The organism is Flavobacterium sp. GW823-FHT06G12, from assembly GCF_058794775.1.
Genome location: NZ_JBXAHE010000003.1, coordinates 395,746 through 416,725, shown reverse-complemented (window position 1 = coordinate 416,725; position 20,980 = coordinate 395,746). Strand labels below are relative to the sequence as shown.

Annotated in this window: 16 protein-coding genes and 1 pseudogene; 3 read left to right on the top strand and 14 right to left on the bottom strand. The window is 32.6% G+C overall.

Going from position 1 to position 20,980, the window contains the following annotated elements; translation table 11 throughout:
• Positions 1-317: 317 nt before the first annotated feature.
• From AC1Q5Z_RS14465 to rhaT, 7 genes are all read right to left on the bottom strand, one after another.
• Entirely contained in the window at positions 318-905 is a 588-nt protein-coding gene (locus AC1Q5Z_RS14465) for a LutC/YkgG family protein (RefSeq protein WP_198857460.1), read from the bottom strand.
• Positions 898-2,298, bottom strand: coding sequence for a lactate utilization protein B (locus AC1Q5Z_RS14460; RefSeq protein WP_343584101.1), 1,401 nt, complete (start codon positions 2,296-2,298; stop codon positions 898-900). Before AC1Q5Z_RS14460 ends, AC1Q5Z_RS14465 begins: the two co-directional genes overlap by 8 nt.
• A 164-nt stretch (positions 2,299-2,462) precedes the next feature.
• On the bottom strand, positions 2,463-3,203 hold the full coding sequence (locus AC1Q5Z_RS14455; RefSeq protein ID WP_343584104.1) for a (Fe-S)-binding protein: 741 nt from the start codon (positions 3,201-3,203) through the stop codon (positions 2,463-2,465).
• Between the two features lie 96 nt (positions 3,204-3,299).
• On the bottom strand, positions 3,300-4,661 hold the full coding sequence (locus tag AC1Q5Z_RS14450; protein ID WP_343584105.1) for an FGGY-family carbohydrate kinase: 1,362 nt from the start codon (positions 4,659-4,661) through the stop codon (positions 3,300-3,302).
• 138 nt (positions 4,662-4,799) lie between these two features.
• Positions 4,800-6,074 carry a sugar isomerase gene (locus AC1Q5Z_RS14445; protein WP_492445520.1) on the bottom strand — a complete coding sequence of 425 codons (1,275 nt, stop codon included), beginning with the start codon at positions 6,072-6,074 and terminating at the stop codon, positions 4,800-4,802.
• Between the two features lie 203 nt (positions 6,075-6,277).
• Complete coding sequence (locus AC1Q5Z_RS14440; RefSeq protein WP_492445518.1) at positions 6,278-8,422, bottom strand: bifunctional aldolase/short-chain dehydrogenase; 2,145 nt, start codon at positions 8,420-8,422, stop codon at positions 6,278-6,280.
• A 31-nt stretch (positions 8,423-8,453) separates the two neighbouring features.
• Positions 8,454-9,503: an L-rhamnose/proton symporter RhaT gene (gene rhaT / locus AC1Q5Z_RS14435; protein ID WP_343584111.1), complete on the bottom strand. Its 1,050-nt coding sequence runs from the start codon at positions 9,501-9,503 to the stop codon at positions 8,454-8,456.
• A 388-nt stretch (positions 9,504-9,891) separates the two neighbouring features.
• Between rhaT and AC1Q5Z_RS14430 the strand changes: the two genes are divergently transcribed.
• Positions 9,892-10,932, top strand: coding sequence for a GntR family transcriptional regulator (locus tag AC1Q5Z_RS14430; protein WP_198857466.1), 1,041 nt, complete (start codon positions 9,892-9,894; stop codon positions 10,930-10,932).
• Positions 10,933-11,018: 86 nt separating this feature from the next.
• Here AC1Q5Z_RS14430 and AC1Q5Z_RS14425 read toward each other — a convergent pair whose 3' ends face one another.
• The gene (locus tag AC1Q5Z_RS14425) at positions 11,019-12,197 is read right to left on the bottom strand and encodes a serine hydrolase domain-containing protein (RefSeq protein WP_343584115.1); all 1,179 of its coding nucleotides are present in this window, start codon (positions 12,195-12,197) and stop codon (positions 11,019-11,021) included.
• A gap of 213 nt (positions 12,198-12,410) precedes the next feature.
• Between AC1Q5Z_RS14425 and AC1Q5Z_RS14420 the strand changes: the two genes are divergently transcribed.
• Positions 12,411-13,166, top strand: a complete 756-nt coding sequence (locus AC1Q5Z_RS14420) for a response regulator transcription factor (protein WP_343584117.1) — start codon at positions 12,411-12,413, stop codon at positions 13,164-13,166.
• A gap of 290 nt (positions 13,167-13,456) precedes the next feature.
• Here the strand turns inward: AC1Q5Z_RS14420 and AC1Q5Z_RS14415 are convergent, their stop codons facing one another.
• The 3 genes from AC1Q5Z_RS14415 to AC1Q5Z_RS14405 form a co-directional block, all read right to left on the bottom strand.
• The gene (locus AC1Q5Z_RS14415) at positions 13,457-13,633 is read right to left on the bottom strand and encodes an Hc1-related histone H1-like protein (protein WP_008467640.1); all 177 of its coding nucleotides are present in this window, start codon (positions 13,631-13,633) and stop codon (positions 13,457-13,459) included.
• Between the two features lie 724 nt (positions 13,634-14,357).
• Positions 14,358-14,786 carry a hypothetical protein gene (locus AC1Q5Z_RS14410; RefSeq protein WP_343584120.1) on the bottom strand — a complete coding sequence of 143 codons (429 nt, stop codon included), beginning with the start codon at positions 14,784-14,786 and terminating at the stop codon, positions 14,358-14,360.
• A gap of 177 nt (positions 14,787-14,963) precedes the next feature.
• On the bottom strand, positions 14,964-15,497 hold the full coding sequence (locus tag AC1Q5Z_RS14405) for a YcxB family protein (protein WP_492445515.1): 534 nt from the start codon (positions 15,495-15,497) through the stop codon (positions 14,964-14,966).
• Between the two features lie 354 nt (positions 15,498-15,851).
• Between AC1Q5Z_RS14405 and AC1Q5Z_RS14400 the strand changes: the two are divergent.
• Positions 15,852-16,925, top strand: a pseudogene (locus tag AC1Q5Z_RS14400) (sensor histidine kinase); the annotation flags it as partial.
• Here AC1Q5Z_RS14400 and AC1Q5Z_RS14395 read toward each other — a convergent pair.
• The 3 genes from AC1Q5Z_RS14395 to AC1Q5Z_RS14385 all read right to left on the bottom strand — a co-directional run bounded on the left by AC1Q5Z_RS14395 (position 16,868) and on the right by AC1Q5Z_RS14385 (position 20,929).
• A complete protein-coding gene (locus tag AC1Q5Z_RS14395; RefSeq protein ID WP_492445513.1) occupies positions 16,868-17,170 on the bottom strand; it encodes a hypothetical protein in 303 nt (100 codons plus the stop codon). The pseudogene AC1Q5Z_RS14400 and the gene AC1Q5Z_RS14395 overlap by 58 nt on opposite strands.
• A 1,206-nt stretch (positions 17,171-18,376) precedes the next feature.
• The gene (locus AC1Q5Z_RS14390; protein ID WP_343584139.1) at positions 18,377-19,120 is read right to left on the bottom strand and encodes a rhamnogalacturonan acetylesterase; all 744 of its coding nucleotides are present in this window, start codon (positions 19,118-19,120) and stop codon (positions 18,377-18,379) included.
• 459 nt (positions 19,121-19,579) lie between these two features.
• On the bottom strand, positions 19,580-20,929 hold the full coding sequence (locus AC1Q5Z_RS14385) for a glycoside hydrolase family 28 protein (RefSeq protein WP_343584141.1): 1,350 nt from the start codon (positions 20,927-20,929) through the stop codon (positions 19,580-19,582).
• Positions 20,930-20,980 lie beyond the last annotated feature (51 nt).

The window sequence follows — 20,980 nt, the reverse complement described above, 5'->3', positions numbered from 1 at the left end:
TTTGGTTTTCTGGTTTGTGTAATAAGCACAATTATAAGATAATTTTGCTTAGATTCCTTAAATTTTAGACCAAAAGCATATTTCTGCACCGAAGTTGCAGGATTTTATTCTGATATGTTGTTTTTGATAAATTAATTCTTACCTCTTTTCTATGCTTATAAAGTCCAAAGATTCAATCATTTGAATTTTGCATTAGGTCTTATATTACATTCCAATGGCTGAAACCATAGGCTATGTCCTTAAAAAATCATAGAATGATGCATAAAAAAAGAGCCTGTCTCAAAAAATGAGACAGGCTCCCCTTCTATTATTTTTTATTAATCCAATATAAACACAATCAAACCTCTTGCTCCATGAGCTCCGAGAACCAAAGATTGCTCAATATCGGCCGTTTTTGACGGACCAGCGATGAAAGTTCCAAAACCGTATTCCATGTTTCCGATTCTTTGATACGCTTGCTGCATGGTTGGCACAAGATCTTTTTTATGAACTATAATCGCTAAATATTGAGCTATGAAAGGCGCAACACGCTGTCCTAAAATATCATCGGTTACCCAAAGTCCGCTGTTTTCTGCCACGCCAAAATGTGCTTTTACAACCGTTAATTCAACGTCTTGAAGCGAATGCGGATCTACTGCTTTCCAATCTAAAGAAGCAATTTCAGAAAGCTCTGGAAGCGTTGTAATTAATCGTTTCTCCAGATTATAATTGGATTTGATGTAATTGATGATTTCGTTATAATCGGCAACTTCTACAGGATCACCACCAATTCCTTTTAAAACCGTTTTGTAGGTTTCTAATACATCAAATTGTTCTGAACCTAAAAGATTTAAATCTGGCAGTTCTGAAACCAATTCGGGCTGATTTGCTTTTATTCTTTTTAAAATTTCGCCTTTACTACTCATTTCCTTTTTCTTTAGATTCTCGCGAATTTTTCTTGTACCATTCTCTAAAAGATTCTTCTGGAACATCTGGCATTTCGCGCTGATCGTACCATTTATTCATCTTATTATTGACCATTCCTGGAATGTTCTTCATTACAAATCGTCCTGATTTTCCAGCAATATTAAAAACCGTTGGATTTGCTAATACCGTTGCCATCGTTTTCATAGCCACTGTTTTTGCTTTCGGTGTATGCCCTTCTTTCACCAAAACCTGACGCCATTTGTACAATTGATCGTGAATATCAATTTTTACTGGACAAACGTTAGTACAAGAACCACAGAGCGTACTGGCAAAAGGCAAATCGGCATTTTTGCTCATATCTAAATTTGGTGCTAAAATAGAACCAATTGGTCCCGCAACCGCATTGTGATAACTGTGTCCACCGCTTCGTCTGTACACTGGACAAGTGTTCATACACGCGCCGCAACGAATACATTTCAACGAATTTCTAAAATCTTCTCTTCCTAATTGTGTACTTCTTCCGTTGTCTACAATTACGATATGCATTTCTTTTCCGTCTCTTGGTTTCTTAAAATGACTTGAAAAAGTAGTAATAGGCTGTCCAGTTGCGCTTCTTGCCAATAATCTCAAGAAAACACCTAAATGTTCTCTTTTCGGAATCAATTTCTCAAATCCCATACAAGCTATGTGAACGTCTGCTAAATGCGCACCCATATCCGCATTTCCTTCATTGGTACAAACCACAAATTCTCCTGTTTCTGCAACAGCAAAATTGACTCCTGTTAAAGCCACTTTTCTAGTCAAGAAAGTATTTCTCAAACTATGACGCGCTGACTCTGTCAAATATTGCGGGTTGAAATTTCCTTTCTCTGTACCTAAATGTTCGTGAAAAGTTTCGCTTACATCTTCTTTCTTTAAGTGAATCGCCGGAAGTACAATGTGGCTTGGCGGTTCTTTACGAAGCTGAACAATATATTCACCTAAATCAGAATCGATTACTTCAATTCCTTTTTCGGCTAAATAATCATTTAAATGGCATTCTTCTGTAAGCATAGATTTGGATTTCACCATTTGCTTTACATCATGTTTAGCCATGATAGAATGCACAATTTCGTTGTGTTCTTTGGCATCTGCTGCCCAATGTACAATTATTCCGTTTCGTTGCGCATTCGCTTCAAATTCAACTAAATAATCGTGAATATTAGAAAGCACATTAAATTTGATTTGAGAAGCGGTTTCACGCAACAGTTCCCAATCTGCTATTTGGTGCGCTGATTTATCTCTTTTAGCACGCACAAACCAAAGTGTTTCATCATGCCAATTGACACGCTCTACGTCTTTATTGAACTTTGCCGCGGCTTCGCTGTGCTGTATTATTTTTTCTGATGACATTTTTAATTATTTAAAAGTCAATTTTGAAATGTTTATAATGATTTATTTAACCGCAAAGTACGCAAAGGAAAAAGCGCAAAGTACGCAAAGATTAAAATTAACTTTGCGAACTTTGCGTAAAACCTTGCGCACTTTGCGGTTAAATTTTATATTCAACATCTATTTTAGTTTTCTAGTGAATTTAATATTTCGGCAATATGAATGGTTTTGATTCTGCTTTTTTGCCTTTTTAGAATTCCGTCCAAATGCATCAAGCAAGACATATCTCCGCCTGTAATATAATCCACATCATGACTTTCGTGATCATTAATACGATCTTGTCCCATTTTTACAGAAACTGCTTCTTCTGTTACGCAGAAAGTTCCGCCAAAACCACAGCATTCGTCTTTTCTAGTTAAAGCAACCAAATCAAGACCTTCTATACTGTGCAATAATTGTTCAGGTTTAGAGAAAAATGGTGCGTTTAATTCAGACATTTGCGAAAGCTTTAAACCGCGCTGACCGTGACAGCTTACGTGCATTCCGACTTTATACGGAAATCTTCCATCTATATGGTCAATTTTTAAAACATCGGTTATAAACTCAGTAAGTTCATATACTGTATTTCTAATTGCCGTTGCCTTCTCTTCTTGTTTTTCGTCATGCAAATGGTCTTTTACATGCAAAACACAACTTCCAGAAGGACAGACTATGTAATCAAATCCAGAAAAATTGGCAATAAAATTGGCATCGCATCCTTTCGTTAAATGTGCATAACCGCTATTTGCCATTGGTTGTCCGCAGCAGGTCTGTCCCATCGGAAATTCGACGTCACAACCTAATTTTTGTAACAATTCGTAGGTTGCAATTCCTACTTTTGGATAAAATTGGTCGACATAACAAGGTATAAAAAGTCCAATTTTCATGTTGTAGTATTTAGTGTGTTGTTCATTTAGGCGTGTACTGTAAAAATGTAAAAAATACGTTTCTCAGCAAATTTACAACATACAGACCGTTTTTACCTAATGTTTATAGAATTTCAAGTCAATTAAATCGTTCTGAATTGGTTTTGGATTCCAATTATCATGAATTGCCAACGCAGCTCCCAAAGCACTTGCCTGCGCCATCGAGGCCGCATAAACTTCTACATCTGGAAAAGCTTCTGCTAATAAATTCATGTAAATCGAATTTTTACTGAAACCTCCATCCACAAAAATCTTTTTTACTGGACTGTTATGAATGACCAAATTGGTAGAAAAAACCTGCTGTTCTACCAGATCTAACATTAATTGATGATAAGCTGTTTCGTAATTTTTATAGTGTGAAAGGTCTCTTTTTTGAAAAGGGCATTCTTTCAGGATATCAAAATTGTATTTTTTTGGATAGAAAATCTGATAATTTAGCGCTCGTAGATTGGCTACAATATTTTTATCAAAATAAACTTCTTTGTAAGTATCAACTGGAACTTTAAAATGTTCTGCCAAGCGTTTGGTCTGCACTTCGTGTTCGTTTCCTGCAAATAAACGAGCCGCTTTTACAGGTTTCTCAGTATATTGCATATAGCACAAACAGTCGTTTTGCGATTCGTCAAACGTTAGGGGTTTGTTGTTGAACGGATTTAAAGAAATACTCCAAGTTCCTGTTGACAATAAAACAAAAGGTTCTGTAAAATTGATCGTGTACGGAATAATTGCCGACGAACTGTCGTGAAGACCAACTCCAATTGCTATATTTTCGCGGGTCATAATGACATCTTTACCAAAATGAATTGGCGGTATTTTATCTGAAATACCTTCCTCTTTCAGCCATTTATGGTATTTCATTTTTTTGAAATTCCACAAATTGGTGTGGCAGCCAATACTTGTAATATCAGCGTATGCTTCATTCGTTAAAAGAAAACTTAAAAACTGAGGCAAATGCAGACAGTATTTTACTTTTTCAAATATTTTGGGCTTTTGTTCTTTTATGCGGTAAATCTGCATTCCCGAATTTAAACTGCCCAAAACTGGAGAAGCTGTTTTTACAGCAAACTTTTTTTCTCCTTTGTATTTTTCATAGAAATCAGCTTTTAAATCCTCTGGATAATCTTTTAAATAATTATACAGAGGAGTTAAAACTTTTCCGTTTTCGTCTATATAAACAAAACTTGCTCCGTAAGTGCTAAAATTGATGGCTTTTAAAACATAATCTTTAAGCTCTTTTATTTCAGATAATCGATCTAAAATCCAATTTTTAAGCACTTCGATATCTTCGCACGGAAATCCGTCTTCGTCTGTGGTTTCCTCCAGATTTACTGATTTTTCCCAGACAATTTTATAATTTTCGTTAAATAAAAAAACCTTTTTGTTTGTTTTACCAATATCAAAAATCGCAACTACATTCATTTATTCTAATTATGAGTTATGAGTTATAAGTTATGAGTTCTTGAATTATGTTTTTTTATGTTTAAGCTAAGTCTTTTTATGTTTTTAGTACAAAACACAAAAAGACTCAACTTATAACTCATAATTCATAACTTATAACTACAACCCAGTGGCCATTGTTTTTAAACCTCTCTCGCCAACTAGGTTTTCTCTAACCTGAAGTGAACGATATAATCCTACCGGATTTAATGCCGCTCCAGAACGAAGACGAGCTTCTGCCACTAATGCGCGAACATCTGTACGGAATGCGTTTTGAAGAATTTCTTGCGCTTTTACCACATCATTTTCTTCTTGTGCTTGTTCCAATGCTTTTCTGTCTACAGAAAGTGCTTGTGCGTAAGCAATCATAATCGCTTCAACAGATTGCAATAAATCTTCTAACGGATCTTTGATGTTGTGAGAAGCATCAATCATCCAGCCTAAATCTTTAGCGTGATTCATTCCTCTTGCATCCATTCCTTCAACCAATTCATTAAAAATTAAGAATAATTGATATGGTTTTAAAGCTCCTGCTGTTAAATCATCGTCGCCATATTTTGAATCGTTAAAATGGAAACCTCCTAGTTTGTTTTCCATCAATAATAAAGAAACGATTTGCTCGATATTGGCATTTGGAAGGTGGTGACCTAAATCTACTAAAGTCTGCGCTTTGTCGCCTAACTTTTTAACATACGAATAAGACTGCCCCCAATCTGCTACAGTCGTAGAATAAAAGTTAGGCTCAGCACATTTATATTCTAAAAATAATTTCCAGTTTGAAGGCAATGCATCGTAGATTTCCTCTAAACTTTCTAATGTATTTTGATACGCTCTTCTGAAATTTAACTGCCCTGGAAAGTTAGAACCATCTGCCAGCCAAATTGTTAAAGACTCAGAACCTAATTCGATCCCGTGTTTAATAACTTCAATATTATGGGCAATTGCTTGTTTGCGAACTGCTTTGTTTACGTTTTGTAAAGAACCGTATTTATAAGTGTGCTCAGAACTTGCTTGATCTTGAAACGTATTCGAATTCATCGCATCAAACTTCAATCCGTGCTGATTTGCTAGTGTTTTGATTGCTTTGTAATCTGTCGGGATATCCCATGGAATATGAAGTGAAATCGCACCAGAAGCATTATTTAATTTGTGAAGCAAACCAACATCTTCAATTTTTTCTTCTAATGAACGAGGTTCTCCTCCACCAGCGAAACGTCCGAATCTTGTTCCTCCTGTACCTAAAGCCCAAGATGGAATTGCAATTTGAAAGTCGATTAATTTTTGAATAATCGCTTCTGTATCATTTATTTCTGATGCTGTAAAAACTAATTTATTTTGGTGTTTTTTTAATAAATCTTCGTTATGAGATTCGATGTGGTTTGATCCGATTAACATAGTTATTGATATTTTAATAGAGTTTACAAGATATAACTTTATACGCTGTGAACTCCCGTTTTACTTCACTTTTTTGTTAAGTTTTCTTTGTTAAAGCGAATTGTTATATGCTAAAAAAATCTAACGTTCGAAAAACTTCGAACGCTAGACCACAAAAAACCACTTTTGCTTAAACAAACTTATATAAAAAACCTAAACAATCTTTATCTATAAAAGCCCATGGCTACGCCACCGTCTACGTTCAATGCGTTTCCTGTAGATTTACCAAGTAAACCTCCAACAAAAGCGTAACATGCGTTAGCAATATCATCTGGCAATATGATTTCATTTAACAACGTACGTTTTGCATAGTAAGCCGGAAGTTCTTCAACTGTAATTCCGTATGCTTTTGCACGACCTTCTGCCCATCCTCCAGACCAAATGTTTGAATCTGAAATTACAGCATCAGGATTTACTGTATTTACACGAATTTTATCTGCTCCAAGTTCTGCAGCCATTAAACGTGTTAAGTGCGCTTGAGCAGCTTTAGCCGAACCATAACCTGGGTTATTTGGACCAGCAACAACAGCATTTTTAGAAACGATATTTACAATATCTCCTCCAAAACCTTGTTTGCGCATTACTTCGATTCCGGCTTTAGAAACAATAAATTGTCCTTTAACCAAAATATCGTATAATCTATCCCACTCTTCTAAAGTGTGTTCTGCGATAGATTTTGAGATACTGATTCCTGCATTATTTACCACAATGTCAACACCTCCAAAAGCTAAACAAACTTCATCTAATGCTTTTTCTGTGCTTACTTCGTCTGTAACATTCAATAAAGTGCTAGAAACGGCATCTTTACCAAATGATTTGATGAACTCAGCAGTTGCGCCTTCTAAACGCTCTTCGTTAATATCGTTAATTACCACACAAGCACCTTCTTGAGCGAATTTTTTAGCGATAGCTTTACCAATTCCGCCTGCAGAACCTGTAATTAAAGCTACTCTTCCAGATAATGCTTTTGGTTTAGGCATACGCTGTAATTTAGCTTCTTCTAATAACCAATATTCAATATCAAAAGCTTCTTGGTGGGGCAAAGAAGTATATTCTGAAACTGCCTCTGCACCTTTCATTACGTTTACTGCATTAATATAATATTCAGATGCTAAACGTGCCATTGTTTTATCTTTAGCAAAAGTGAACATACCAACTCCTGGATATAAAATAACCACTGGATTCGGGTCACGCATTACAGGTGAATTTGATTTTTTACATGCATTGTAATAGTCTTTATACATTGCACGATATGCTTCAAATGCTGGAGCTAATTTTGCTTTTACAGCTGTAACATCAGACAAATCTTCGTTTGGATCTAATTCTAAAACCAAAGGACTGATTTTAGTTCTCAAGAAGTGGTCTGGACAAGATGTTCCTAATGGAGCTAATTTTGCTAAATCATTAGAATTAATGAATTCTAAAACTCTTGCATCGTCTGTATAATGACCAATCATCTGACGTTCTGATGAACAGAAACCTCTTAAAATTGGAGCTACTTTTGCTGCTTTTAATTTACGATCTGCTTCTGGAAGGCTGTCGATTTTTTTACCTCCAAAAACTGGACGTGTTTTTCCGTAATTATCTTCTAAGTAAGAAGCACATTTCTCTATTACTTCCAGCGTATTGATATAACTATCAAACGCAGTATCTCCCCAAGTAAATAAACCATGAGAACCTAACATGATTCCACGTAGTTTTTTACCGTTTTTTTCTGCTTCCTCTAGACAAGCTCTCAACTGAAGACCAAGATCAAATCCTGGACGCTGCCAGCCTACCCAACCGATTTCTCCGTTAAATAATTCTTCTGTGATTTTCTTTCCATCTTTTGCTGCAGCGATAGCAATTGCTGCGTCTGGATGCAAGTGATCAATATGTTTGAATGGAAGAAAACCATGTAAAGGTGTATCGATAGAAGGCGCTTTTGAAGCTAAATCGAAAATACAGTGGTTGAATAATTCTACCATTTCGTCTTCAAACTCAATTCCTCTGTAAACATTTTCAAGGTTACGAAGTCTGTCCAAATACAAAGCCGCACAACCAGATTTTGTCAACGTTCCGATATCACCGCCAGAACCTTTAATCCACATTACTTCAGAAGATTCTCCAGTAAGAGGATCTTTGTCTGTAATTTTAACAGAAGTGTTTCCACCGCCGTAGTTGGTTAATCTTAAATCAGCTCCTAACAAGTTAGAACGATAAATAAAAAGCGCTACTTCATCACCTGCTAATTCTGCTGCCTTAGCTTCATCCCAAAGGTAGCTTACATGCTTAAAATTCATATTATTAATTGTGTTTGTATTCGACATATAGTATTTAAAATTATTTCTTGAATTATTTTTATAATGAGTTACCAATTCCTACCAAAACGATTGCAAGCATAATAAGCCCAATTCCCCAGAAAAAAGTTCTCATTGTTTTTTTAGAAACCCCTGTCCATTCTTTCAAGTAAAATCCCCAAAAGTTTGCTGTTAGAATAATGGTCGCCATATGTAAAATCCATGAACTAGCACCATTTCCAAGTTTGCTTTCCCCCATTCCGTAAAAGAAAAACTGTAAAAACCACATGGTTCCAGCAAGAGCAGAAAACAAAACGTTTTTTGTTATTGGAGTAGATTTATCAGTATAATTTTTGATTGATTTATTTTTAAAATTCAAATAAAGGCACCAGATAAAATTGGTCGTTAATCCTCCCCAAAGCAAGACAACATAAGTCACATTGTTTTGGAACAACGGATTTGCTCCATTCATTAAAGCCTGTTCTGCCATTGGTTTTCCAGCTTCGATTCCGTAATTAAAAAATGAACTTAAAATTCCAGAAATCACTGCTACAATCAAACCTTTTACCAGATTGAAGTCTTTATCCTTATCTTCATGGCCTGTTGCAAAATCCTTTTCTTTCAGCATTCCTGCTTTTCCAGAAATAGCAATTCCAACTAGATATACTACAACACCTAATAAAACCAACTGTCCGCCAGAATGAGAAAGCATGTGAGAGAATGAAATTTTTCCTTCTGTTGGAACAAAATCATAATAAATTGAAGGAACTAAAGCTCCAAATGCAGAACAAAATCCTAATGTGATTGAGTTTCCTAAAGACATTCCTAAATAGCGAACGCCTAGACCATAAGTTAAACCGCCAATTCCCCAAACAAGTCCCATTGAAAATGTAAACGTTTTTATTGATGGAGAAGCTGCAGCTATAATTTCACCAAAATGCGGAATCGTTAAATAGGCAGCAATTGGTGGAACAATAAGCCAAGAGAAAAATCCTCCTACTAGCCAATAGCTTTCCCAAGCCCAGTCCTTTACTTTTTTAAAAGGCATATAAAAACTACCTGAAGAAAATCCTCCGATAGAATGAAAAATGATTCCTAATAATGATTCCATTTAATAAATTTTAGTTTTTGGTTTGTTTAGATAGTGATTTGGTTTTGTAAAATAAGAGAATGTCAAAAACAAAACTGTCCTGTACTATCCTTTACGTATTTTATATTTTTTGTTAAAACTAAAGAATATTAGAAATAACAATCTGTAATTATTGGGTAAATAAATTTAAAATGGCTACTTTAGCAATAGATTTCGTAATTATTGATTCCTCATTCGGGTTAAAATTTATAAATTATAAAAAAAAGATTACAAGCCTTGTCAAATTCTCTTTTTCTTGCCTAAAACGATTCTACGCAACAGATTTTTTTAAAAAAGAGATTTTTTTAAAATTATTTAGAATTTAAAAAGAGTTTTGCTGAAATGCCAAACAAATTTCCTAACAATGAACATGATTAAGCTTATTAAAATAGACGAAGATTCACGAGTTCCTAAATACAAACAAATTGTTGACTCTATTCTTCAGAACATCGCCAACGGAAATTTAAAAATCAATCAAAAAATTCCATCTATTAATAGTTTCAGCGAAGAATTTTATATGTCTCGTGATACTGTTGAGAAAGCTTACAATATTTTAAAAGAGCGAAAAATCATTTCTTCTATTAGAGGAAAAGGTTATTACATAACCCGAACAAAGCTTGAATCTAAGGTTAATGTTCTGTTCCTTACCAATAAATTGAGTTCGTATAAAATGAAAACATACAGTTCGTTTATTGATACTCTAGGAGCAAATGCACATGTTGACCTTCAAATTTACCACTGCGACGAAACCTTATTTTTAAACATCTTAGATAAGTTTGAAGGCGCTTACGATTATTATGTCATTACAACGCATTTTAAAACAGAAGAATTAAAACATTCCAGTTTTACAGACAATGTTGTTAATGCTATTAAAAATATTCCGCAAGAAAAGTTGGTTATTTTAGATAATATAAAACTTGGGGCTGGAGATGAAGTAATCAAAATTTATCAGGATTTTGAAAATGACATATATAATGCTCTAATCGAAGGGCTTTCTAAAATATCGAAATACAAACGTTTAATTCTAGTTTATCCAGACAAAGCCGTTTATCCTTACCCGAGACGAATTTTACACGGATTTAGAAAATTCTGCGTAGAACACGAAATCAATTTTGAAATTCTAAGTGAAGTTTATGATGATATGATTCTTAAAAAAGGAGATTTATTTATCACGATTGAAGAATCTGACTTAGTGAATTTAGTAAAACAAATTCGCGATGAAGAATTTGTTTTAGGAAAAGATATTGGCGTTATCTCTTATAACGACACTCCTTTAAAAGACCTGCTTGGCATTACTGTAATGTCAACCGATTTTAATGTAATGGGAGAAACTGCAGCCAGAATGATCTTGAATAAAGAAAAAGGTCAGGTAAAAGTGCCTTTTAATTTTATTGATAGAAATTCAATCTAATCTAAGATGCTAAGCTTCTAAGATACTAAGATTCTGGTTTTTTTTCTTAGTGTCTTAGAAGCTTAGCATCTCAGAAACTTAGAAACTCATTTTTTATCATAAGGAATGTATTGATCCCATTCCCATGGCGTGTAGGTATCTTTTATTCCTGTTTCCAGTAAATACTTCATTATTGCTCCTGTTTTGTAGCTGTTAGACATAATCAGCATGCCAATGCCCTTGTCTGAAAAAACAATGCTATAATTCTGAAAACCTGAACCCTGACCTTCTTTAAATGCACCATAACCATAAGGCGTTTTTACCAATCCCCATCCTAAACCATAGGAAAGTTCTGTTTTATCATTCCAATTTCCGTCTTCTAATGCACCTGGACCAAACTGGTTTTTAGAACGAATTCGAATCTGTGGGCCAAACATTTCTTTATACGATTTAGCATTTAGTATTTTTTTATTCAAAATTGCTGTTATAAACTTACTGTAATCTTCTATTGTAGTTTCTAGTGTTCCTGCTCCTCTTGGTGCATTGTCTTTGTCTTTTTCCTGCATTTTGCCATTTTCATCATACCCGTATGCATAATCTTTTTCGAATTTTTCTTGCCAGCGATAACTCGAATTTGTCATTTTCAACGGTTTGAATATTTTTTCCTGAGCCATTTCTTCTAAAGTTTTCCCCGTGATTTTTTCTAGAACAACCTGAAGATACGTGAGTCCTTCGCCAGAATAACTGTATCGAGTTCCTGGCTCAAACTTAATTTTCAGTTTTTCGTCAGATTCAAACCAGCGCCAGTTAGGCAATCCAGATGTATGATCTAGACACATTCTTGCTGTTATCATTTTATATTCTGGATATGATTTTAATTCTCTAAAATCTTCATGCCATACTTTAAAATCATATTCATAAATAGGTTTGGGCAGATAATCCTGAAGCGGCTTATCTAAACTTATCAAGCCCTCTTCTACCAATTTCATAACCAAAACAGCAAATACGGCTTTACTTAAAGAAGCACCATAAAGATTGGTCTGCAACTCTAACTTCTTTTTGGTTTCAACATTACTAAAGCCAAAAGTTTTCATATAAACAGGCTTTTTAGCGTTAAAGATAGCTACAGCCAGCCCTTTTACATCGGCTTTACCCATTAAGTTTTCAATTGTTGCTGTTAAACTATCTGTTGAAATTGTACTCCCATCAAGCCTTTTTATGGCAGAATTCTGTGCTTGAAGAGAATTTATACTTATAAAAAAAACAATTAAAAGAAGGTTTTTCATGATTTTAATTTATTAAGCATTGACAATCATTATACTTTCATCAAGTATTTTTAGCAATAAATTTAGCCAAAACAACTTGATAATAAGTCAAGTAAAATGATTAAGAATTTTATAATTATTTTAAATCCCATTTTTTATTATATTTCAGGTCATATAATCATACAAATATATTCGGCTTAAAACCATAAGACAATACTTATAAATAACCATTTTATGAAAAGCATAAAAGATGATTTGAGCAAGCAGCTTTTAGAGCAAAAAAACTCAGGAAACTTACATAATAAAAAGGTTTTAAAAACCTGTAAAGAAATTGCTCAGAATTTCGCTGATTTAGAAAATGGTATTGCCGTTCTAAGCGATTTGTACAAAAACAAAAGCTATATCTATTCGGGCAAAATTGCAGAAGAACTTAATATTTTTAAAAAAGATCAAGTTCAAGAAATTGAAAGTATCTGGGAAGAAGAGCTTTTTGGCAAGTTAAATTCTGATGATGTAATGCAGAAATACCTTTTAGAGCTTCACTTTTTTCAGTTTATAAAAACGGTTCCTATAGAAGAACGAAAAGATTTTTGCGTGATTAGCAAACTGAGAATGAACGATAAAACAGCTGAAAAATCTTTATTACATAAAATGTTTTATTTTTCAAATGAATATGAAGATGTAGAACTCGCATTATGTCTCTATAATTTTGATTTTTCTTTGACTCCACAATATGAAGGCGCCATTATTAATACAGCGACTGGAAATATCATTAAGCAAAATGAAAAAGAGAGCAGCTTTTTTCTTTCTACAAGAGAGAAAGAAATCCTTAAAATGCTTCAAGAAGGAAAACAAAGTAAAGAAATTGCGCAACTATTATTTATTAGCATCAATACCGTAAGCCGCCACCGACAAAATATTCTAGAGAAAATGAAAGTCAACAATACTGCCGAAGCTTGTTCTATTGCAACAAAACTAAAGTGGATATGATTTTTTTTAAGATGCTAAGGTTCTAAGATTCTGAGATACTAAGTTTTTTCTTTGCGTTTTGTAACACAGAAGTTGCTAAGGATTTTCGCAAAGTTATTAAGTTTTTTTATAGACACTTCTATAAGCCGCAAAGTACTAAATCCAAAAAGTAAGCACAAAGCATTGCGAACTTTAAACTCTCGTAAAAAATACAATAAAAATCTTTGCGAGCTTTACGTTAAAATCACACACATTTAATAAGAAACCAAAGGCATAAAAAAACCTCGCCGATTGACGAGGTTTTAGTTGTATTATTTTTTTGATTCTTCGATAGAAACTTTTCTAAACTCTTTTAAAAGTTTTTCAATTTCTAAAGTTGATTTACGTGCTCTTGGTCCAGCAGCTTTAATTCCTTTTTCAGTCAAAGATTCAGCTTCAGCTTTGAATGTTTCAATTTCGGCGTTGATTTTTACTAATAAATCTTTCATGCTTATATATTGTTAAATTAAGCCACAAAAATAAAAGTTTGTGTGATAGTTACAACAATTTTGCTGTTAAATTTAATGCAGTTTTTCATTCATTTTCTTTACAATAAATTGACTTCTATTTTTTGACAACACCCAATAAACACAACCAACTCAAAGTCAAATACTTATTTACAAAAGTGTTTTTAATACACCTGTTTTAATGCTTTGTATAAAGTATCTTAGTCAAGGGTTTTTAATTTAAAACAAGCATTTAAAACGCTCCTATTTGTTAATTTTTGCATGGAAAAATCCCCAAACAAGGAAAAAAATACTCTATTGGTAGTTCTGCCCAGATTAGTTTTTATTAAAAAGGAAAAGTTTACAGATCATTAATAACAACAAAGAATCGATTTTTCTATTACAATTATTTGATCTCATTTTTTATTTCACCTGAAAGCTGTTTGGATAAATTGGTTACATTGCAAGTAGGAATTTGTTCCTTTTTGAAAGTTGTTTGTTCGACATTATTCATAGTATTATTTCCTAAAATTCCAAGTCGCTTTATTTTATTATCAATTAGCAAAGCATAACCGCGAAAGCAATTCTAAATGGAAAATTTTCTTTTTAAAGAAGTTTACATATTGCTTAAAAAAAATGCAGGATAATGAACAACACTTATCCTGCATATAAAAGGCACAATTTCACTCAAGATTTGTGCTGCAAAAACATAAAAAAATAAAATAGATTACATTAAATAATACATTGCCTTGTAATAATCAGGAAACGCATTATTAGATTGCGAAGCAACTTTCTCAGTTGTTGATTCTAATTTCTTTTTAAAAAAAGCCTTTATTTCTTTAAAAATCTCTCTGCTAGTTTTATACTCATCAAACAGTACCAAATTGCTCATTATTTCTAAAAATGATAAACTTGCATAAAACTGTTTGTCAAATAAACAAACCAATACATTTCTATTTTTGTTTTCCTGTAAAAAGCCAAGCAGTTCATTTCTATCGTAGACTACATAAATAATACGATCATATTCTTTTATCTTGTCTTCACTATTATCAAAAAATGATTTTTCAAAAAAATCAAAATCAGTTTTCAATTTTCTTTTAAACATTTTCAAAAAGATTCCTTTATTATCTCGGACTAAAATTTTTTCCTTTTTCATTCCCGTCTTTTTAGATCTACAATAAATTCATTTCTTAATAATTATGAATTAAGAGTATACAAAATTATATTTAACCGTTGTTCTTTACCTCCCACAATAAGCCATAAAATGATTATAATAAGGCATTTTTAAATAAGTTTTATAGATTATAGTTTGCTCTGAAAACAAAAAAAAGCCTCAAACTTTGATAACATGAATAACATTTTTTTCTACAAAAGAGAGTAATTCCTCAATTTTCTTAGAATTGCTTTCTTTCTTAGAAATTGATATTATGTAACTGTTTTGTTCTTTTATATATAGAAACAAGAAGTTTTTGGTTTGAATAACTTTTTCAATTTTTGACCATTTATGGGTTAATTCTCCCAGTGGTGATTTGACACAGATATTAGAATAAGTAAAAGAGAGTTTATATTTATTGGAAGATCTATTTAATCCAATAATTTTTTTTGTCATTTTAAAAATCGCTTTAGAAATCACATCTATAAAAGAAAATTGAATTATTACAAAAACAACAACCAAAAGCAGACTTCTTATTAACCAATCAAGATAGTCTATTTCTAGACTAAAATCGATTAGGATCATTAAAGATAAAACAACAAGAAGACCAAATGCGATTCGATCTTTAAACAAATGCTTAAAATACATATCATTAAGCATTTTTATTTCTGAAACATTCAACTGAAATTCTAATGAAAAGTTTGTGGTATTCATTTTTATTTGTTTTTGTACAATTGTTGAAACAAAGGTATCAATAGGTAAACTCTTAAAATGGACACGAAAGTTTTAAAACTATTAAAATAGGACTTAATTCATAATTCTAAATTTTCTAAAAAGAGCTAACTAAAGTCAAAAACAATCAATAAAAAATTCTGACATTTTCATTACACAAAACTTTATTCAAAACTTACCTCCAAAAGCTATAAAAACATCAGAATAAGACATAATAACAAAAACTATTTAGTTTATTTTCAAATAGTTAACATTAAACACTGTTTTATATAATAATAGTATTTTTTTATTTACTTTTGGTGCTTTTCAAAATTAATTATATACTTTTTTCTTACAATGAATTTACCGTCTACTGAAGAAAATTTAAGAGAAAAAGTGAGAGAACTTACTTCTCTTTATGAAATTCTAAAAACAATTTCTAACGCAGACTCTATTAATATTCAGACCTTACATGATATTATTATTAGCACAAAAAATGCTTGGCGTTTTTCTAGTGATGCTGTAGTAGAAATTCACACGACTAATTATCATCTTTCAACATCACAACAGATAGAAAAAAGTGTTTTTCAATGTAGTAGTATATCTATAAATAAGATTGAATGCGGAAATATAAAAGTACACTATCCGTCATACAAATATACTCTTGAAGATTTTAGCTCAGATGAACAAAAACTATTAGATACAATCGCATTAGAAATTGGAAATTACATTGAAAAACATCAAATATTAGAAAGAAAAGCTCTTTTGAGAAAAACTCTTGAGCGCATGGAACGTCTTACTCTTCTTGGAGAAATGACAGCTGGAATTGCACATGAATTAAATACTCCTCTGGGCAACATTTTAGGTTTTGCAGAACTTATTAAAGATCATAATTCAGATCCAAATATTGCTGCAGATATTTCGATTGTTATCAATTCAGTAATCTATTCTCGTGAGATAGTAAAAAAATTAATGTTTTTCTCGCGCGAAATGCCACAAAAACTAGAAGTACAGCAAATTAAACCAATTATTGTTTTTGCCTTGTCATTTTTAAAATCAAACTTTCAAAAAAAAGGCATTAAATATGAGCTCATTTTTAAAGATGAAAATATAACTGCAAAGATAGATTCTGTTCAAATAACACAAGTTTTATTTAATCTATTAATAAATGCTATTTACGCATCACCTGAAAAAAGCACGGTTAAGATTATTATAGAAAATGATGAAAACAATTTATATCTTAAAATTAAAGACCAAGGAAGTGGTATTCCAGACGCAATAAAAGATAAAATATTCGAACCTTTTTTTTCTACCAAACCTGTCAGTTATGGCAGCGGATTAGGCCTTAGTGTTGTGCATGGCATAATCAAAAATCATAAAGGAGAAATTATTCTCCAAAACAATTTTCCAAATGGATCAATTTTTATAATTAAGATCCCTGTAATAGAGCCCGAAACGTACTCCATACCCGCTGGCAGTGTCACAGTAAGTTTTGCCCCGCTCAATGCTGCTGCATTATTGTTTGTAATGTCTACCCTGTACGTACCCGCTATTCCTCCTTGTGCCAGAGTGGCGGGCTGATAAGATGTAGGCGTAGTATTAATGACTACTTGTGCAAAAGATTGCCCTACTGTAAACAATAATAACAACAAAACGAATGTAAATTTTGTTTTCATAAATCGCTTTTTTAATTAAAAGAATTTCAATAACATTCAACAAATCAAGACATAAGATTTAAAACAGTATTGAATTGGTTACTTTTAATTGTTTGTTTTTAATAAAATTTGATACTAGAAAATTATGCTGCAAAATTCCTTCAATTCTAAAGCTCAGATTGCCAGTAGAAGATTTTAGAATAACAGTTTAAGGTATATTTGTTTCAAATTTGAAACAAATTGGTCAAAAAAAAGCACTCAAAACAAAACATATCCATCTACTAATCAATAAAATAAGAAACAAAAAGACTGCTATACACTATTTGAACCAGCAGAAAAAAAATGAAATATCGATATACAGGCGAAGACAAAATATATTTTAAAGTCAGTTATTTACCATTTCTGGTTTTAATCTGCTAAACTTAAATGTGGGATTAAAAAGATTTAGAAAATCTGTTTAAGCAGTTTCATTTGCCATATGCAACTGCTAAAAATCAAAAAATACTTGAGTGTACTTATTTAAAGGCTTTTACTAGAACTAATTCATTTTTATTCTAATACTAGATTTGGGAGCAATTATCTAGAGCTTCAACTTACTAAGGCGATAAGATTTCAATTAAAAAAGGTGTAATGAATTGAAATTTATTTTGAACAACAGAATATTTTAATTCTGAAAGGGCAGTTCAGATTTTATTTGATAAAGTTAAAGCATATTATTCACGCATACAATACTGATATACAGTTAATTAAGTTTCGTTTTATAATATGAAACATGTTATTTTGCAACATGTTACACAAAATATATTAAAATACTTACATCTTATTTACAGCTGTGCGCATTTTCTTAAAAATTCACTTTTTTAAGAAATGAAACATGCATTTCTGCTATTTCATCAAAAAAGCGCATTTAAAACAATTATTATATATAAAAAAGGAGAAAATAAAAAATTTTCTCCTTTTTGCGTTATGGCTTGTAAAAAAACTGTAAAGAGTAACCTGAGAATTTCGCAACCAGAATACTATTTACAGTTGCAAATATCAGCTCATTATAATAGTCTGATAGCTTCTAAAAGTTTTAAAAGTTATATTATAGGGCAAAACTTTTTTTTTGAGTTATGAATTATGAATTATGAGTTATGAATTATGAGTTATGAATTATGAGTTATGAATTATGAGTTTTGAGTTTTGGATTGTGAAATCTAACAGTGGAGAATTATCAATCCTCAACTACTTAATTCCATTTTTAAGATTTTTAAGTAGTGGTTCTTCGGATTGCTTGATCTCATTAATAACAATCTCAGCGATTTTTGTAGCTCCTAACAATGAAAGATGCGTATCGTCTGCTTTGTCTTTATCGTAATATGGGTTGTCTCCTGCCTTAAAATGTAGATGCAATTCTTTCGATTTGTCTGGTCCATAAGATTGTTCCAATAGTTCTGTATGGTATTCTAGATCAATAAAAGGCACTTTGTGTTCTTGGGCTACTAATCGGGTTTCTAATGGATAATCGCCATGTGTAGGCACTAAAACGCCTTTTTCGTTAAAATTGCGTCGAGAGATAGAGGTTAATAACACCGGAATCGCTCCTTTTTCTCTACTTTCTTTTACAAATTTTATTAGGTTGTATCTGTATGCTGTATGCGGATTGGTGTAACGTGCTGGATCTTCTATTTTTTCGTCGTTATGTCCGAATTCGATAAAGACATAATCTCCTTTTTTCAGTTTTTGATATATCGAATCCCAGCGTTTTTCTGCAATAAAGCTTTTTGTGCTTCTTCCGTTTACGGCTTTGTTTACCACTACAATATTGTCTTTGAATAAGGGCTGCAATACCTGTGCCCACCCATGTTCTGGATTTTTTTCGGGATCTTTTTTATTGGCCATAGTGGAGTCGCCAATGCAGTACAAGGTTGTTTTTTGTGCGAAACTAACTGTCGTAATTAAAAGTGTTAGGATGATGTATTTTTTCATTTTCTTTTATTTTTGTTTTTTACTGCGAAGTTTTTTTCTACCGCAAAGTACGCTAAGGATACGCAAAGTGCACAAAGGTTTAATAAAGAAGGCAAAGAGACAAAGCTTTGTGCCTTCTTTGGCAAAGCACATAAAGAATAAAAACTTTGCAAACTTTGCGCTTTCTTTGTGTGCTTTGCGGTAAAAATTAAACGCAAAGTGCGCTAAGGTTACGCAAAGGTCACTAAGTTTTTTTCTATATTTTACTTATATTCTCTGTCAAAGAGGACACAAAGCTTTATGGATATTCTTTGTGTAGACGCACTGCGGTGCGTCTCTACGTGAAAATCTCTGCGAACTTTGCCTCCTTTATAAAAACTTTGTGCACTTTGAGTAAACCTTTGCGTGCTTTGCGTTACAAATTAACCGCAAAGAAAACCTTTGTCCCTTTGTTCCTTTGCTACTTTGAACCTAAAAAATCTAATGTTTCGAAACCGCTGTTGGAACTGTTGCTCGTTTACCTATAAACACATCTGTCATCAAGACATTTTCTGCATTTTCGTTTGAGAGGGCGTTTTTCGCTTCTTTTATTTCTATATTTTTTAAAGAAATATTCTTGATTTTTTTGTCTGCAAATCCCTGAATTACAATTCCTGATTCTGATGCTTTGTTACAGGTTATATTCGAAAAATATACATTAGATATATCCGATTGATACCCTTTGCCTTCTCCGTGATAATTTGCTGTAATGTATAAACAATCTTCTACTTGGTCCAATTGGATGTTATTAGCAAATATATTTTTAATATATCCTCCACGGTCTGCATTCGTTTTTAGATAAATTCCCCGCTTTAGATATCCTGCTGTTTTGCAATTTTCTACATAAACGTTCTGAACACCCGCCGACATTTCGCTTCCGATTACGACGCCGTGAAGTCCTTTAAAATTACAGTTTCTAATGACAATGTTTTGGCTTGGAGTCGCGGTATTAGCTCTTCCTTCATGATCTCTTCCCGCTTTTATGGCTACGTTGTCATCTCCGTTATCAAAATTTACATTTTCAATTAAAATATCTTTAGCGTATTCTGGATCGATTCCGTCATTGTTATGGTTTAGCGATTTGTAGCTAATGCCTCGAACTGTTATGCTTTCTGATTTTAAAAGGTGAAGACACCAAAATGGAGAATTTTCTATTCTGATATTTTCTACTAATATGTTTTTACAATTCAGAAACTGAATCATCTGCGGTCTTAGAAAATAGCCTTCTCCAAATTTTCTTTCGTTTAATGGTACATTATTATGATTCATTTCACGGCTTCGATTCTTGCCTTCGTTTTCTTTTGCTTTAAAAGTTTTCCATATCTTTCCGCCTTCTCCATCTATAGTTCCTTCGCCAGAAATAGCAATATTAGTACAGTTATTAGCATAAATAAGCGGACTGTAATTGTACAGCATTGTGCCTTCCCAGCTCGTTAAAACCATTGGCAAATAGTCTTTGGGATTGTCGCTAAACTTAATTTTGGCTCCTTTTTCTACTTTAAGGTTTACATTGCTTACAAAATGAATTGGTCCGTTGATTTTATAAATTCCCTTAGGAACTATAATTGTTCCTCCGTTATTCTTTTTACACAGAGCCATTGCTCTATCAAAAGCTTTTTTATTGTCTGAAACAGAATCTCCTTTTGCTCCTAATTTCATTACATTGATTTGAAAAGAAGGGATTTCTGGAATCTTTATCCTGTTTACAATAGAATCGACTTTTACTGACGGAAAATCGCTGTTTTGTGCAAAACAAGTACTGGCGATGAGTATTAAGAAAAGGTATTTCATTTTTTTAGGTTCTGAGGTTCTGAGGTTCTAAGATGCTAAGGTACTGCGGTT